Consider the following 14,786-nt stretch of genomic DNA (forward strand, 5'->3'; position numbering starts at 1 on the left):
AGGAGCGCATGAGCATGGCCGTGGTCGGCATGATCGCCGGCATGGCGTTGGCATTCGCCGGATACTTCGGCGGATTCGGTGCCTTCCTGCTGGTGGCGGCGCTGGGCGCCGTCGGCTTCGTCGTCGGCCGGTTCCTGGAGGGGGACATGGACTTCGGCGACTTCTTCCGTCCACGTCACGAACGGCGGCGGTGACGCCCGTGAGCGCGGGGGCCGGTGAGCTCGGCAGACCTCTGACCGCCGTCCCGCCGGGTGAGCGCGGCGCGACCCGGATCGCCGACCGCGTGGTCGCGAAGATCGCCTCGCAGGCGGCCCGTGAGGCCGTGGGGACACTGCCGCCCGACGCCGGCCGGCCGTCTGCCAGCGTGGTCGTCCACCACGAGGCCGCCCACGTCCGGGTGCACGTCGAACTCGACTACCCCTGCGACGTCGGCGACCGCTGCCGCCGGGTGCGTCGCCAAGTCGTCGAGCGAGTGGGCACGCTGGCGGGAATGGAGGTGCCGGAGGTCGTCGTCCAGGTGGAACGGCTGCATACGGTCGCCGGGCCCGGCGCGGCACAGGGGAGGACGCGATGAGCGAACCCCGGGGCACCGACCCGGCCGAACCGCCCGAGTCCGAGGGCACCACCCAGCGCCTGCCGGTCGTCGACACGTCGGAGACCGGCGACGGACCTGCCCCGTCCGCTCCGGCGGACGCCGACGGACAGCCGCCCGCACCCGACGACGAGGGCGGCCGCGAAGGCCGCTTCTGGTCGGCCCGCCGCGTCCCCGCCGGCATCGTCGCGCTGCTGCTCCTGGGCCTCGCCGGACTGTTCCTCTACGACATCGCGTCCGTGCGCGCCGACCGGCCCGCCATGAGCTGGCGCCGGGAACTCGCCCGGCAGCTCGCCGAACGGCCCCTGGACGACACCTGGGTGCTCGTCGGGGCCGGGGTCGCCGCCGCCCTCGGGCTCTGGCTGCTCGTCCTGGCCGCCACACCCGGCCTGCGCGATGTGCTCCCGATGCGGCGCGCGCACGCCGACGTACGCGCCGGACTGCACCGCGACGCCGCCGCGTCCGCGCTGCGGGACCGGGCCATGGAGGTGGCCGGTGTGCAGTCCGCGGAGGTCCGGATGCGCCGGACCCGGGCGAAGGTCCGCGCCGCCTCGCATTTCCGTGAACTGGACGACGTACGAACCGAACTGGACGCCGTGCTCACCGACGCGGTCCGCGGACTGGGGCTGTCCCGGCCGCCCGCGGTGTCGGTGCGCGTGCGGCGGCCCGGCAGGAAGGGGTGACGGCGGTGCTCCGGATCGTCAACCGCGTGTTCCTCGGGCTGGTGGGCCTCGTCCTGCTGGTGCTGGGCGGCTCGGTACTGGCCGTCGGCCTCGGCGCCCCGGTACCTACGTGGTGGATCCACGACAGCCGGCACGACGTTCTGCTGAGCTACGCCGAACGCACGCGCTGGCGGGAGGACGGCTGGTGGTGGCCGACCGTCATCGCCGTACTCGCCGTCCTCCTGCTGCTCGCCCTGTGGTGGCTCGTCGCGGTACTCCGCCGGCGCCGACTCGCCGAGATCCTCGTCGACACGGGCGACGGCGAGGGCGCGCTGCTGCGCGGCCGGGCCCTGGAGAACGCCCTCGCCCAGGAGGCGGAACAGGCCGACGGCGTGGAGCGCGCCGACGCCCGGCTGACGGGCCGCCGTACCACCCCCGAGGCCCGCGTACGGCTCTCGCTGGAACCGCACGTGGACCCGGGAACGGCCCTGCACGACCTGACGACCGGCGCCCTGGCCCACGCCAGAACATCGGCGGGCCTCGCCTCACTCCCGGCGGAGGTGAGGCTGCGGGGCGTCAAGCACCGTGCGGAACGAGTGAGTTGAGTACGACTGCCCTCAGGGGCGCGGGGAACTGCGCGACCAGCCCCCCACGAACCCGCAGGCGGCCAACTTCAGAACCCGTGCCGCGCTCCGCCGTCCACGGGGACCATGACCCCGGTCAGATAGGAAGCAGCCGGCGACATCAGGAACGCGGCCACCCGCCCGAACTCCTCGGGCGCGCCGTACCGCCGCAACGGAATACGCGACTCCGAAGCCGCCCTGGTCGCCTCGGGATCAGCTGACAACCCGTCCAGCTGGCGCACCCGGTCCGTGTCGATACGTCCCGGCAGCACCCCGACCACCCGGATCCCCCGCGGCCCCAGTTCCTCGGACAGCGACTTGGCGAACCCGGCCAGCCCAGGCCGCAGCCCGTTCGAAATGGTCAGCCCCGGAATCGGCTCGTACACCGACCCGGACAGCACGAACCCGATGACACCCCCGGCCTCCATCTCGGAGGCCGCGGCGCGGGCCAGCCGTACCGCACCGAGGAACACCGACTCGAACGCCGCCTGCCACTGCTCGTCCGTGTTGTCGGCGACGAACCCGGCCGGGGGGCCGCCCACACTGATGAGGACACCGTTGAAGCGCCCGAAGTTCTCCCGCGCGGCCCCGATCAGCCGGGCCGCCGCATCCGGGTCGGCGTTGTCGACAGCCACCCCGACCGCGTTCGGGCCCAGCGCCTCCGCCGTCTCGGCGACGCTCTTCTCGTCCCTGCCCGAGACGACCACCTTCGCCCCGTCCGCGACCAGCTCGCGCGCGGAAGCGTTGCCGAGGCCTCGCGTGGCCCCGGTGACGACGTACACCCGGTCCTTCAGTCCAAGATCCATGGTCCCTATCCTGCCCCTTCCTCACCGAACAGGGCGAGGGCGGTGTTCACGAGGCCGATGTGACTGAACGCCTGCGGGAAGTTGCCGAGCTGCCGGCCGCTCACCGGGTCGAACTCCTCGGAGAGCAGACCCACGTCGTTGGCGAGCCCCACCAGCCGCTCGAACAGCGCGCGGGCCTCCTTCGTCCGGCCCGTCATGTACAGGGCGTCCGCGAGCCAGAACGAGCAGACCACGAAGGTGCCCTCGGCACCGGGCAGTCCGTCGACGCCCGTGTCGTCGGTCGTGTAGCGGAGCAGCAGCCCGTGGTGGTCCAGCTCCTCGCGGATCGCGTCGATGGTGCCGATCACCCGGGGGTCGTCGGGCGGCAGGAAGCCGACGCGCGGGATGAGCAGCAGCGCGGCGTCCAGTTCGCGTGAGCCGTAGGACTGCGTGAAGGTGTTGCGTTCGGGGTCGTAGCCCTTCTCGCACACCTCGCGGTGCACCTCCTCGCGCAGCGCGCGCCAGCCCTCCAGGTCGCCGTCCAGCTCCGGATGGCGCTCCAGGGTGCGTATGGCGCGGTCGGCGGCCACCCACACCATCACCTTCGAGTGCACGAACTGGCGCCGGCCGCCGCGCACCTCCCACAGCCCCTCGTCGGGCCGGCGCCAGTGGGTCCGCAGGAAGTCCATCAGGGCCGTCTGCAACGCCCACACGTCCGGCTGGGCGGACAGGCCCGACTCGCGGGCCAGCGACAGGGAGTCCATGACCTCGCCGTAGACGTCCAGCTGGAGCTGGTTCACGGCGTCGTTCCCGATCCGGACGGGCCGGGACCCGGCGAAGCCGGACAGCCACGGCAGTTCGACCTCGGGCAGCCGTCGCTCGCCGGCCAGGCCGTACATGATCTGCAGGTCGGCGGGGTCGCCCGCGACCGCGCGCAGCAGCCAGTTCCGCCAGGCCTCGGCCTCGTCCTGGTAGCCGACCGCCAGCAGCGCGCCCAGGGTGAGGGTGGAGTCGCGCAGCCAGCAGTAGCGGTAGTCCCAGTTGCGCACCCCGCCCGGCTCCTCGGGCAGTGAGGTGGTGAGGGCGGCGACGATGCCGCCGGTCGGGGCGTAGGTGAGCGCCTTGAGGGTGATCAGGGAGCGGACGACGGCGTCCCGGTGCGGTCCGTCGTAGCGGCACCGGGACACCCAGGCCCGCCAGTCCTCGACGCTGTGGCGCAGCGCCTCGTAGGGGTCGATGAGCGGCGGGCGCTCCTCGTGGGAGGGGTGCCAGGTCAGGACGAACGCGACCTTCTCCCCCTTCTTGACCGTGAACTCCGCGTGCGTGCCGAAGTCCTCGCCCCAGCTGCGCACCTCCGGCTCGCTGCGCAGCCACGCCGAGTCCGGGCCGGCCACGGCGACGCGGTGGCCGTCGGACCGGCGCACCCACGGGACGATCGAGCCGTAGTCGAAGCGCAGCTTGATGACGCTGTGCAGCGTCACCTCGCCGTCCAGGCCCTCGACGACGCGTACGACGTCGGGGGCCTGGTCGCGCTGGGGCATCAGGTCGGTGACCCGGACCGCGCCCCGCTCGGTCTCCCACTCGGTGTCCAGGACGAGGGTGTCGCGGCGGTAGGCGCGCCGGGTGCACCGGTCCGCCCCCACGGGAGCGATGCGCCAGTAGCCGTTGTCCTCGTCGCCGAGCAGTCTGGCGAAGCAGGCCGCCGAGTCGAAGCGGGGCAGACACAGCCAGTCGACGGAGCCGTCCGTGCCCACCAGGGCCGCGGTCTGTTCGTCACCGATGAGCGCGTAGTCCTCGATACCGGTATGCACGGAGTGCGGGTTCCCGGCAAGTCGGGCCTGCAATCAGGGGCGGAGCCGGGGGAGTGACGGGCCCTCGGCAGCGGTGGTGCCGGTGCCGGAGAAGATGACACCGGGATCCGACGGTGCCTGGTTGAGCACCCACAGGCCGATCAGCGTGGCCAGGGTGAAGACGACCGCGATCAGCACGGCGAGCACGAGCCGCCGCCGGCGTTCGCGCCGCAGCCACTCACCGCGTGCCGTGCGGTACGCGTCGGGGTCGGGGAGCACCCCGCCGGCCAGTGCGTCGAGGGCCTCGCGCAGTTCGCGTTCGGTGCGGCCGTCGCCGTCGCCGTCGCCGGTCCGGTCCGGGCTCGTGCCACGCGACGGAGTCGCATCTCGATTCGTCATCGCCGGGCCTCCATCGCCTGGGTCAGGGCGGCGATGCCGCGTGCCGTGTGGGTCTTGACGGAGCCTCCGGAGATGCCCATCGCGGCGGCTATCTCACTCTCCTTCAGACCGAGCCAGTGCCGCAGCACCAGCGCCTCGCGCTGGCGGGGCGGCAACTCCTGGAGCGCCGCGATGAGCACGCGCTGGTCGTCGCGCAGCAGCGCGGCGTGCTCGGCGGAGGCGACCATCTCGTCCGGCGGGCTCGGCGGGTTCTCCTCGTGCCGGCGGGCGACCTGGAGGTGGCGTATCCGCATCCGCGTCAGATTGCAGACCGTGGAGCGCAGATACGCCTCCGCCGCTGCCGCGTCCCGCAGGCGCCGCCACTTGCGGTAGATCTGGTAGTACGCCTCGGCCACCACGTTCTCCGGATCGTCGGCGCCGAGCAGGACGGCGAGGCGCAGCATCGAGGAGTAGTGCAGCTCGAAGAGGCGGGCCACGCCTGCCTCCCGCTCCCGGTCGGCCGGATCGGCGGCGGCCGGGGGCAGGGGCACGGCGGCGGGCTGTGGCACGGCCGGTGGCGCGGTGGGGGAGTTCTGGCTGCGTCTCACGGGTTGTTCGCTCCGGTCTCCGGGCGTCGCCGGACGGTCAGGCGGGACGGCAGGTCGGTCGAGTCGGCACCGCGCGGGACGCCGAGTCGGGTCAGCGCCGCGGTGCCGGCCACCGCGACGGCCAGATTGAGCAGCAGGGCGGCGAGCCCGTCGTAGATCTCCAGCGGCCCGGCGCCGGTGCCGAGCGGCACGATCGAGGAGAACCCCTCGCGCACCACCAGATACGTCCCCGACGCCATGCCCACGGCCCACCCGGCGAGCAGTGCCCGCGGATGCAGCCGCCCGGTGAACAGCCCGACGGCCACGGCCGGGAAGATCTGCAGGATCCACACGCCGCCGAGCAGCTGGAGGTTGATGGCGTCCTGGTCGCGCAGCCCGAACACGAACGCCACGGCCCCCGCCTTCGCGGTGATCGACACTGCCTTGGCGATGCGCACCTGGCGCTTGGGCGTGGCCGTCGGCTGGACGTATTCGACGTAGACGTTGCGGACGAAGCTGGTAGCCGCGGCGATCGACATCACCGCGGCCGGGACGAGCGCCCCCACGGCGATCGCGGCGAACACCAGCCCGGCCAGCGGCGCCGGCATCAGCCGGTCGACCAGCAACGGCACGGCCGCCTCGGCACCACCGCGCGGCGCCCGCACCCCCGCCGCCAGCGCGGCGAAGCCGAGGAACCCGAAGAGCGCGAGCAGCCCGGTCCAGGCCGGCAGCGCCACCGAGACCTTGCGCAGGGTGCGCGGCCCGTCGGCGGCGAAACCGGCGGTGAGCACATGCGGATACATCAGCAGGGCGAGTGCGGAGCCGAGGGCGAGGGTGGCGTAGGCGGGCTGCTGGGCGGGGGACAGGAGCAGCGCCCGGTCGCCCAGCCGCGCCGCGGCGCCGTCGAAGACCGGGCCGGGGCCGCCGAACCGTACGAGGACCAGCCAGGTCACGGCGGTGAGCGAGACGAACACGGCCACCGCCTTCAGCGCCGAGATGACCGTGGGCGCGCGCAGCCCGTGCCGGTAGGTGGCCACCGCGAGCCCCGCGAACAGCGCCACCAGCACCAGATCCCCGGCCACACCCCGCGGATGGACGCCCCCGGCGGTCAGCACCGCCCGGATGCCGATCAGTTGCAGCGCCAGATACGGCATCGTCGCGAGGATCCCGGTCAGCGCGACCACGAGGGCCAGCGGCGGCGACCCGTACCGGCCCCGTACGAAATCGGCGGCAGTGACGTAACCGTTGCGGCGGGCCACGCTCCACAGCCGGCTCAGCAGCACGAAGGCGAGCGGGCAGACGATCACCGTGTACGGCACCGCGAAGAAGGCGGGCGCGCCGTTGCCGTACGCGAGACCGGGCACGGCGGTGAAGGTGTACGCGGTGAAGATCGTGCCGCCGAGCAGCAGCCAGGTCCAGCCGGGACCCAGGCTGCGGTCGGCCAGCGCCCAGCCCTCCAGGGAGGGCAGCCGGTCCACCGGACGCAGCCGCCGTGCGGTGACCGCGAGCAGCGACGCCCCGCCGATCACGGCGAGAAACGTCGCGGTCATGGCGCCGTCAGCCATGGGTCACCGTCCTTGGTGTGCCTGTGCCCTTGCGCGAGAGTTGCGCGGACGGCCCGTCCGGAGGACAGGAAACCGGCGGGAAATCTTCTGGGAACGCCGTGTCATCCACGTCCGGCGGGAGCGCAACTCTTGCACAGACCGACAGCGAGCGGGAGAGGTGCGCAGGTCAGGGAAGCGCCCTCGCACCGGCCCCCGCGCAGGTCCTGTCGCACACCACCGCCACGGTGAGGAGCCGCCATGCCCGTATCAGTCCTGCCCGAATCCGGCCGGTCAGCGCCCGAGAAGCGGCGAATATCCCCTCGGTCCCTGCTGCTCTGGACCGCCGTATCCCTGCTCGGCGCGATCGCCTGGGGCGTCCTCGCCCTCGCCCGGGGTGAGGACATCTCGGCGGTCTGGCTGGTCGTCGCGGCGCTCGGCTCGTACGCCATCGCCTACCGCTTCTACTCCCGCTTCGTCGCCCGGCGGGTCCTCAAGCCCGACGACCGCCGGGCCACCCCCGCCGAGCGTCTCGAGGACGGCGTCGACTTCCACCCCACCGACCGCCGGGTGCTGCTCGGCCACCACTTCGCCGCGATCGCCGGCGCCGGACCGCTGGTGGGGCCGGTCCTCGCGGCGCAGATGGGCTATCTGCCCGGGACGCTGTGGATCGTCGCCGGTGTGATCTTCGCGGGCGCGGTGCAGGACATGGTCGTGCTGTTCCTGTCCATGCGACGGGACGGGAAGTCGCTCGGGCAGCTGGCCCGGGACGAGATCGGCCGCTGGGGCGGGGCCGCCGCCCTGATCGCCGTGTTCGCCATCATGATCATCCTGCTGGGTGTGCTGGCCCTGGTCGTCGTCAACGCCCTCGCCCACTCCCCGTGGGGCACCTTCTCCGTCGCGATGACCATCCCCATCGCCCTGTTCATGGGCTTCTGGCTGCACGTCCTCCGCCCGGGCCGGGTCGTCGAGACCAGCCTGATCGGCGTCGCGCTGCTGCTGCTCGCCATCGTCGGAGGCAGCTGGATCCAGAATTCCTCCCTGGCCTCCGCCTTCACCCTCAGCCCCACGACCCTCGTCTTCTGCCTGGTCGGCTACGGCTTCGTCGCCTCCGTGCTGCCGGTGTGGATGCTGCTCGCGCCGCGCGACTACCTCTCCACCTTCATGAAGATCGGCACGATCGCGCTGCTCGCGGTGGGTGTGGTGGTCGCCGCCCCGGTCATGCGCGCGGACGCGGTGACCGACTTCGCCTCGACGGGCGCGGGGCCCGTCTTCGCGGGCTCGCTCTTCCCCTTCCTCTTCATCACCATCGCCTGCGGCGCGCTCTCCGGCTTCCACGCCCTGGTCGCCTCCGGCACCACGCCGAAGCTGATCCAGAAGGAGTCCCAGGTCCGGATGATCGGCTACGGCGCCATGCTGATGGAGTCGTTCGTCGCGATCATGGCGCTGATCGCGGCCGCGACCCTGGAGCCGGGCCTGTACTACGCCATGAACGCCCCGGCGGCCCTCCTCGGCACGACGGCCGAGTCGGCGTCCCACGCGGTCGCAGGACTCGGCTTCACGATCACGCCCGACCAGCTGACCCAGGCGGCCAAGGCCGTGGAGGAACAGACGCTGATCGCCCGCTCCGGAGGTGCCCCGACCCTCGCGGTCGGCATGTCGGAGATCTTCTCCGGGGTCATCGGCGGCACCGCGATGAAGGCCTTCTGGTACCACTTCGCGATCATGTTCGAGGCGCTGTTCATTCTGACGACCGTGGACGCCGGCACCCGGGTCGGCCGCTTCATGCTCCAGGACATGCTCGGCAACGTGTGGAAGCCGGCCGGCCGGGTCAACTGGAAGCCGGGCATCTGGCTGTGCAGCGCCCTGGTCGTCGCGGCCTGGGGCTACTTCCTCTACACCGGCGCCACCGACCCGCTCGGCGGGATCAACCAGCTCTTCCCGCTCTTCGGCATCGCGAACCAGCTCCTCGCCGCGATCGCCCTGGCCGTCTGCACCACGGTCCTGATCAAGTCCGGGAAGCTGCGCTGGGCCTGGGTCACCGGTGTCCCGCTCGCCTGGGTCGTCGCCATCACCTTCACCGCCGGCTGGCAGAAGATCTTCTCCGACGACCCGAAGGTGGGCTTCTTCGCCCAGCGCGCCCGCTACGCCGACGCCCTCGACGCGGGCCAGATCCTGCCGCCCGCCAAGAGCCCGGCCGACATGGGGACCGTCGTCACCAACTCCACGGTCGACGGGGTACTGATCGCCCTGTTCCTGCTGCTGGTCGCCGTGGTGCTCGTGAACGCGGCGGTGGTGTGCGTACGGGCGGTCCGGGCCCCGGCTCCGCTGCCGACCACCGAGGCGCCGTACGTCGAGTCCCGCATCGAGGTGCCGGGTGAGGAGCCGGCCGAGCCCCTGGCGGGGGCCCGCTCATGAGGGCGGTGCGCTGGGCGCGGGGCGTGGCCTGGTACGTCCGCGAGCTGCTGCGCACGCTGGACCGGGGGTCGGGGCCGCGGGGGCGATGCTGCTGACCGGCCTGTCCTGGAGGCCGCCGGCGGTCACACGGCCGCCGGTTCCGCCTCCGTCGCGTCGGTGTCCTCGGCCGCCGCCTGCGCCCGGTCCCGGGCCTCGCGGCGGGCCAGGACCACCCAGCCGACCGGGACGGCCGCGGCGAACAGCCACCACTGGTAGGCGTAGGCGTAGTTCAGCGCGGCGTCCTCCTTGCCCGGGTTGCCGAGGAGTTCGGGGGTGTCGCCCTTGGGCTCGGGTGCCGTCTGGGCGACGTAGCCGCCGAGCACCCGGACGTCCAGGCGCCGGGCCTCCTGCTCGCTGTTGATCAGCATGATCTGCCGGTCCGGCAGCCCTTGGAGGTTCTTGATGCCGCTCGCCTCGGTCGTCTCGTCGGGCATCAGCCGCCCGGTGACGGTGACCTCGCCGGCGGGCGGTGCGGGAACCTTCGGGAACGCGGTCTGGCTCGGGCCGTCGGAGGGGATCCAGCCCCGGTTGACCAGCAGGACCTTGCCGTCGTCGAGGACGAACGGGGTGAGGATGTGGTAGCCGACCTCGTCGTCGGAGTTGGTGCGGCGGCGGACGACGACCTCGTCCTCCGTGTCGAAGCGGCCCTTCGCGGTCACGGTGCGGTACCGCTCGGCGCTGGTGACGGTGTGCCCGGCCCCGGTCAGCTTCTCCACGGGCACCGGGTCGGCCGCCAGGGCGTCGGTGACCAGCTGGTTCCGGGCGGTGCGCTCCTCGTAGCGATGCATCTGCCAGATGCCCAGCCTGATCATCGTGGGGATGAGTAGCAGGGCGATCAGTGTGAGGATCACCCACTGCCGGGACATCAGGAAGCGGTACACCCCACGACCGTACAACTCGGTCGTGGGGTGCGATCAGGCGGGTACGGGTTCACACCTTGTCGACAATTCCCGCCTTTCCCTCCGCGCGTGCGCAGTGCGCGCCGCAGTACCACTGGCCCTCGACCTCCACGCCCTGCCCGATGATCTGTACACGGCAGTGCTCGCAGATGGGTGCCATGCGGTGGATCGCGCAGGAGAAGCAGTCGAAGACGTGCACCGCGCCCTGCGCGTGCACCTCGAAGGTCATTCCGTACTGATTGCCACATACCTCACAGGTCGCCATGCGCCACAGGGTGAGCCGTCACCCCGGCCCGGGCGAGCGGATGCCGGGCGAGTCGCTCCCCAATCACCCGTCCGTACGGTCAGCCCGCTATGCCGGCTCCACATCCGCGAGGAGTTGCCCGAACGCCGCCTCGTCCACGACCGGAGTGCCGAACTGCCGCGCCTTGACCACCTTGGACGTGCCCGAGTCCGGGTCGTTCGTGACGAGCAGGCTGGTCAGCCGGGACAGGCTGGTGGCCACATGCAGCCCGGCCTCGGTCGCGCGGTCCTCCAGCAGATCGCGCTCCACCGAGGTGTCACCCGAGAAGGCGACCCGCATGCCCTGCTTGAGCCGCCCGCCCGCCTCGTAGCGCCCCGGGTTGGGGTAGGGGCAGGCGGGCCGCTTCCGGGCCGGGCGCCAACTGGTCGGCCGGTAGCCGCCGTGTCCCGCCTGCTGTCCGATGCGGGGCGCGGGACGGTCCGACCACTCGGTCAGCGGTCGGCACTCGAGCAGCGGCAGCCGTACGCCGTTCGCCGCCGCGGCCCTGAGGCTGGGCCGGAACGCCTCGGCCAGCACGCGCGCGTCGTCCAGCGCGTGGTGCGCCCGCTGCTGGACGACGCCGAAGTGCGCGGCGAGGGACTCCAGCTTGTGGTTGGGCAGCGGGAGCCCGAGTTCCTTGGAGAGCGCGATGGTGCACAGCCGCTGCCGCACCGGAGCCTCCCGCTTCGCGCGCGCGTACTCCCGGGCGATCATCTGCCAGTCGAAGACCGCGTTGTGCGCGACGAGCACCCGTCCTTCGAGCCGGGTCGTGAACTCCTCGGCGATGTCCTGGAAGAGGGGCGCGCCCTCGAGTGCCTCGCTCGTCAGTCCGTGGATCCACACGGGGCCGGGGTCACGCTCCGGGTTGACCGTCGAGTACCAGTGGTCCTCGACCTCGCCGCGCGCGTCCAGCCGGTAGACGGCCGCGGAGATGATGCGATCGTCCCGGGCCAGACCTGTGGTCTCCACGTCAACAACCGCGTATCCCTGGGGATACGCGGTCGGCCATGACGTGGGAGAGGGCACTGCGGTCGTCAGGTCATCGAGCATGGTCCCTGAGGATACGGGCCATGACTGACACGACGGCCCGCCAGGTGCACTCCCTCGCCCCTTCCGATACTCCCTCAGGCGTCTTGTCCGGTCTGTCCGTTCACGAGGCGTACGTCTGTCCGACGTTCAGTCACCTGGATTGGCGGAGATCACCAAGAAGCAAGCGCGTACCGTCGGAAATACTTGTGGGTAACAACGTCTAGTCGGGGCAGGACGGCGGTCCTACGGTGCTTGCATGCCGAACCTGCCCGATGTCGTGCTGTGGTCGATCCCCGCCTTTGTGCTGCTCACCGTGGTCGAGATGGTGAGCTTCCGTCTCCATCCCGACGAGGACACGGAGGGCTACGAGGCGAAGGACGCCGCCACGAGCGTCGGCATGGGCCTCGGCAGTCTCGTCTTCGACTTCCTGTGGAAAATCCCCATCGTCGCCCTCTACACGGCCCTCTACGAACTCACGCCCCTGCGCGTGCCCGTCCTGTGGTGGACCGTCCCGCTGATGCTGCTCGGGCAGGACTTCTTCTACTACTGGTCCCACCGCGGCCACCACGTCGTCCGCGTCCTGTGGGCCTGCCACGTCGTGCACCACTCCAGCCGGAAGTTCAACTTCACCACCGCGCTGCGCCAGCCCTGGACGTCCCTGACCGTATGGCCGTTCTACGTCCCCCTCATAGCCGCCGGCGTGCACCCCGCCGCGCTCGCGTTCTGCTCCTCCGCGAACCTCGTCTACCAGTTCTGGATCCACACCGAGCGGATCGGCAAGATGCCCCGCTGGTTTGAGTTCGTCTTCAACACCCCCTCGCACCACCGCGTCCACCACGCCTCCCAGGGCGGCTACCTCGACCGCAACTTCGGCGGCATCCTCATCGTCTGGGACCGGCTGTTCGGATCGTTCGCCCCCGAGACCGAACGGCCCGTGTACGGACTGACCAAGAACATCGAGACGTACAACCTGCTGAAGGTGGCGACACACGAATACGTGTCCATCGCGAGGGACTTGCGGGCGGCGCACAGCTGGCGCGAGCGAGCGGGACGCGTGTTCATGGGGCCGGGCTGGGGCCCCACGCCCGCCCCGGCGCCGTCGACGGCCCCCGCAGCGGCCTCCACGCCCGCCGGCGAGAGCACATCGGCGTGACCCGCTCCCGCCTCCTCCTCGCCGCCTTCGGTCTCGCCGCCGCCGTCGACCTCGTCTCCCTCGCGGTCGGTTTCGACGCCGGGCACACCGTGGCCAAGCCCCTGCTGATGCCGCTCCTGGTCCTGTGGGCCGCCCTGCGCGGGGCGCCTCGGCTCCTCCTCGCCGCCCTGCTGTTCGGGTGGGGCGGGGACGTCCTGCTGCTGTCCGACGCCGAGCCGGCCTTCCTCGCCGGGATGGGCTCCTTCGCCGCGGGCCATGTCTGCTACCTCGTCCTCTTCAGGGCGTACGGCAGCCGGAACGCGGTCCCACGCGCGCGTGCGGGCCTCCTCGCCCTCGGCTACGGCGCCGCCCTCGTCACGACCGTCGCGCTGCTCTGGCCGGACCTGCCTGCGGACCTGCGCGTGCCCGTCGCCGGGTACAGCCTCCTGCTCACGGCCATGGCGTACGGGTCCGCCGCCCGGCTCGGCCTCTGCACCGGACTCGGCGGTGCGCTGTTCCTGCTCTCCGACACCCTCATCGCGACCGGCGTCGCCGACTGGCCGCAGCTCCCCAGGCCGGACTTCTGGATCATGCTCACGTACATCGCCGCGCAGGCCCTGCTGGCCGGCGGCACACTGGGGGCGCTCAACGCGCGCAGGGCACCGGCCGCGACGTACGGCGAGATGCGGGCCGTCTGAGGCTCACCGGCGGATGGGGACCTCACCAGCGGATGGGGACCGGAAGGGCCGTCAGCAGTCCCGACACCGCGACCACCAGGCCCAGCGCGACGACCTCCGCCCGCGCCGGCGCACAGGCGCTCAGCGGATCGGCCGCCCGGCGCAGCCGGCTCCGGGCCCACAGGGCCAGGGCGGCGACGGCGGCCACGAGCAGCACCTTGGCGAGCAGCGCACGCCCGTACGCCGTGGCCGCCAGCTGCTCCATGATCGTCTCCGGCGGCATCCGGCGCAGCGAACTCCACACGCCCGTCGCGGTGATGGCGGCGAGCAGCACGGCCGCCACGCGCGCGTAGAGGCCCAGCAGGGCCGCGCCCGCCCCCGTGTCGTACCGGCCGTGCCACAGACGCAGGGTCCGCAGCGCGTGCAGCAGACCGCCCACCCACAGTGCCGCGCAGGTCAGGTGGACGAGCGTCAGCCCGGAGCCGGTCAGCGGACTCGGCTCGGTCGGTGGATGCGCGCGCAGGGCCTCCGCGACGATCACGGCGGCCGGCGGCCACAGCTGCGCGGCCGGCCGGCGCGACAGGGTGCACAGCCCCGCCACCAGGAACGCGTTGACCTCGAGCAGGGCGAGCTTGCCTTCCCGGGACGCGTAGAGCCCGCCGACGTCCATGTCCGACAGACCGCCCGGGACGAGATTGCCCGTGGCGACGACCGAGGCGAGCCCCAGGGCGGCGACGAAACCGACGACGGCGGCGAAGGGCGACCAGCTGCGCGGCACGGCCAGGGGCCGGCCGGGGGCCTCCTCCACACCGGGCACGGAATGCGCCAGCCGGTTCACGAACAGCTCACCCACCGGTACGCACAGCGCCGCGAACAGCACCGTACGCAGCAGGGCGATGCCGCCGGCACCGGGCGCACCGGCCTCCCCGGTGCCGTCCAGCGCGGCGGACGGGCCGAGCAGCGGGATCAGCGCGGCCAGGACCACCAGGACCAGGACGGCGACGGCCCGGCCCGCACCGGTGCGCCGTGCGGGACCGCCGTTGTCGGCCACTCCTGTCGTGGGTCTTGTCAAGGTCACCCCAAGATCTTCACCAACCTTCACAAGGTCGGGCAAGTCCAGGGGGGCGAAGTCGGTCGCCCCGTCGACGCGGCCGGCCACCACAGCCGCAGTCGATGTCACCCTCATGGCGTAGCTCAGGCCGGCGGTGAACCGCGGGCACGCAGCGGGGGGGGGGGGGGGGGGCGCCCCCCCCCCCCCCCCCCCCCCCCCCCCCCCCCCTCTCCCCCCCCCCCCCCCCTCCCCCCCCCCCCCCCCCCCCCAACCCCCCCCCCCCCCCCCCCCCCCCCCCCC

16 protein-coding genes are annotated in these 14,786 nt (G+C 72.4%); 7 read left to right on the top strand and 9 right to left on the bottom strand.

All coding sequences use genetic code 11. The annotated features are described in order from the left end of the window. Positions 1-8: 8 nt before the first annotated feature. Genes ACZ6I3_RS04620 through amaP form a run of 4 tightly spaced genes read left to right on the top strand, consistent with a single transcriptional unit; the run spans position 9 to position 1,859 of the window. Positions 9-194, top strand: coding sequence for a hypothetical protein (locus tag ACZ6I3_RS04620; RefSeq protein ID WP_184599696.1), 186 nt, complete (start codon positions 9-11; stop codon positions 192-194). Continuing rightward, positions 191-574: an Asp23/Gls24 family envelope stress response protein gene (locus ACZ6I3_RS04625; RefSeq protein WP_469411615.1), complete on the top strand. Its 384-nt coding sequence runs from the start codon at positions 191-193 to the stop codon at positions 572-574. Before ACZ6I3_RS04620 ends, ACZ6I3_RS04625 begins: the two co-directional genes overlap by 4 nt. Next, positions 571-1,275: a DUF6286 domain-containing protein gene (locus ACZ6I3_RS04630; protein WP_469411616.1), complete on the top strand. Its 705-nt coding sequence runs from the start codon at positions 571-573 to the stop codon at positions 1,273-1,275. Before ACZ6I3_RS04625 ends, ACZ6I3_RS04630 begins: the two co-directional genes overlap by 4 nt. Then, entirely contained in the window at positions 1,272-1,859 is a 588-nt protein-coding gene (gene amaP, locus ACZ6I3_RS04635; RefSeq protein ID WP_469411618.1) for an alkaline shock response membrane anchor protein AmaP, read from the top strand. The genes ACZ6I3_RS04630 and amaP overlap by 4 nt, the downstream gene beginning before the upstream one ends. A gap of 68 nt (positions 1,860-1,927) precedes the next feature. On the opposite strand, the gene ACZ6I3_RS04640 is transcribed toward amaP, so the two are convergent. The 5 genes from ACZ6I3_RS04640 to ACZ6I3_RS04660 are packed head-to-tail and all read right to left on the bottom strand — an operon-like array spanning position 1,928 to position 6,982. Next, a complete protein-coding gene (locus ACZ6I3_RS04640) occupies positions 1,928-2,683 on the bottom strand; it encodes an SDR family oxidoreductase (protein WP_469411620.1) in 756 nt (251 codons plus the stop codon). 5 nt (positions 2,684-2,688) lie between these two features. Beyond that, the gene (locus ACZ6I3_RS04645) at positions 2,689-4,473 is read right to left on the bottom strand and encodes a glycoside hydrolase family 15 protein (RefSeq protein WP_469411621.1); all 1,785 of its coding nucleotides are present in this window, start codon (positions 4,471-4,473) and stop codon (positions 2,689-2,691) included. Between the two features lie 33 nt (positions 4,474-4,506). Further along, the gene (locus ACZ6I3_RS04650) at positions 4,507-4,851 is read right to left on the bottom strand and encodes a hypothetical protein (RefSeq protein ID WP_469411623.1); all 345 of its coding nucleotides are present in this window, start codon (positions 4,849-4,851) and stop codon (positions 4,507-4,509) included. Continuing rightward, complete coding sequence (locus ACZ6I3_RS04655) at positions 4,848-5,438, bottom strand: sigma-70 family RNA polymerase sigma factor (RefSeq protein WP_468193095.1); 591 nt, start codon at positions 5,436-5,438, stop codon at positions 4,848-4,850. Before ACZ6I3_RS04655 ends, ACZ6I3_RS04650 begins: the two co-directional genes overlap by 4 nt. Beyond that, positions 5,435-6,982 carry a sodium:solute symporter family protein gene (locus ACZ6I3_RS04660; protein ID WP_469411627.1) on the bottom strand — a complete coding sequence of 516 codons (1,548 nt, stop codon included), beginning with the start codon at positions 6,980-6,982 and terminating at the stop codon, positions 5,435-5,437. Before ACZ6I3_RS04660 ends, ACZ6I3_RS04655 begins: the two co-directional genes overlap by 4 nt. Positions 6,983-7,219: 237 nt before the next feature. Here ACZ6I3_RS04660 and ACZ6I3_RS04665 point away from each other — a divergent pair, with 237 nt between their 5' ends. Beyond that, complete coding sequence (locus tag ACZ6I3_RS04665; protein ID WP_469411629.1) at positions 7,220-9,376, top strand: carbon starvation CstA family protein; 2,157 nt, start codon at positions 7,220-7,222, stop codon at positions 9,374-9,376. Positions 9,377-9,498: 122 nt separating this feature from the next. Here the strand turns inward: ACZ6I3_RS04665 and ACZ6I3_RS04670 are convergent, their stop codons facing one another. From ACZ6I3_RS04670 to ACZ6I3_RS04680, 3 genes are all read right to left on the bottom strand, one after another. Continuing rightward, on the bottom strand, positions 9,499-10,296 hold the full coding sequence (locus ACZ6I3_RS04670) for an SURF1 family cytochrome oxidase biogenesis protein (RefSeq protein ID WP_469411631.1): 798 nt from the start codon (positions 10,294-10,296) through the stop codon (positions 9,499-9,501). 49 nt (positions 10,297-10,345) lie between these two features. Next, complete coding sequence (locus ACZ6I3_RS04675) at positions 10,346-10,579, bottom strand: hypothetical protein (protein WP_215122319.1); 234 nt, start codon at positions 10,577-10,579, stop codon at positions 10,346-10,348. An 87-nt stretch (positions 10,580-10,666) separates the two neighbouring features. Continuing rightward, complete coding sequence (locus ACZ6I3_RS04680) at positions 10,667-11,647, bottom strand: DEDDh family exonuclease (RefSeq protein WP_469411633.1); 981 nt, start codon at positions 11,645-11,647, stop codon at positions 10,667-10,669. 235 nt (positions 11,648-11,882) lie between these two features. Between ACZ6I3_RS04680 and ACZ6I3_RS04685 the strand changes: the two genes are divergently transcribed. Together ACZ6I3_RS04685 and ACZ6I3_RS04690 are read left to right on the top strand one after the other, a co-directional pair. Then, positions 11,883-12,779 (top strand): sterol desaturase family protein, encoded by an 897-nt coding sequence (locus ACZ6I3_RS04685; RefSeq protein WP_469411634.1) that lies wholly within the window; start codon positions 11,883-11,885, stop codon positions 12,777-12,779. After that, entirely contained in the window at positions 12,776-13,456 is a 681-nt protein-coding gene (locus ACZ6I3_RS04690) for a lysoplasmalogenase (RefSeq protein WP_469411635.1), read from the top strand. The genes ACZ6I3_RS04685 and ACZ6I3_RS04690 overlap by 4 nt, the downstream gene beginning before the upstream one ends. Before the next feature lie 22 nt (positions 13,457-13,478). Here the strand turns inward: ACZ6I3_RS04690 and ACZ6I3_RS04695 are convergent, their stop codons facing one another. Next, a complete protein-coding gene (locus ACZ6I3_RS04695; protein ID WP_469411637.1) occupies positions 13,479-14,513 on the bottom strand; it encodes a CopD family protein in 1,035 nt (344 codons plus the stop codon). Positions 14,514-14,786: the final 273 nt, after the last annotated feature.

The organism is Streptomyces sp. NPDC041940, assembly GCF_055589465.1.

What these genes read in the sequence shown, in the direction of transcription:
- ACZ6I3_RS04620 (WP_184599696.1), top strand. Translation starts at nt 9, where the DNA reads ATGAGCATGGCCGTGGTCGGCATGATCGCCGGCATGGCGTTGGCATTC.
- ACZ6I3_RS04630 (WP_469411616.1), top strand. Translation starts at nt 571, where the DNA reads ATGAGCGAACCCCGGGGCACCGACCCGGCCGAACCGCCCGAGTCCGAG.
- ACZ6I3_RS04640 (WP_469411620.1), bottom strand. Translation starts at nt 2,683, where the DNA reads ATGGATCTTGGACTGAAGGACCGGGTGTACGTCGTCACCGGGGCCACG.
- ACZ6I3_RS04650 (WP_469411623.1), bottom strand. Translation starts at nt 4,851, where the DNA reads ATGACGAATCGAGATGCGACTCCGTCGCGTGGCACGAGCCCGGACCGG.
- ACZ6I3_RS04660 (WP_469411627.1), bottom strand. Translation starts at nt 6,982, where the DNA reads ATGGCTGACGGCGCCATGACCGCGACGTTTCTCGCCGTGATCGGCGGG.
- ACZ6I3_RS04665 (WP_469411629.1), top strand. Translation starts at nt 7,220, where the DNA reads ATGCCCGTATCAGTCCTGCCCGAATCCGGCCGGTCAGCGCCCGAGAAG.
- ACZ6I3_RS04675 (WP_215122319.1), bottom strand. Translation starts at nt 10,579, where the DNA reads ATGGCGACCTGTGAGGTATGTGGCAATCAGTACGGAATGACCTTCGAG.
- ACZ6I3_RS04680 (WP_469411633.1), bottom strand. Translation starts at nt 11,647, where the DNA reads ATGCTCGATGACCTGACGACCGCAGTGCCCTCTCCCACGTCATGGCCG.
- ACZ6I3_RS04685 (WP_469411634.1), top strand. Translation starts at nt 11,883, where the DNA reads ATGCCGAACCTGCCCGATGTCGTGCTGTGGTCGATCCCCGCCTTTGTG.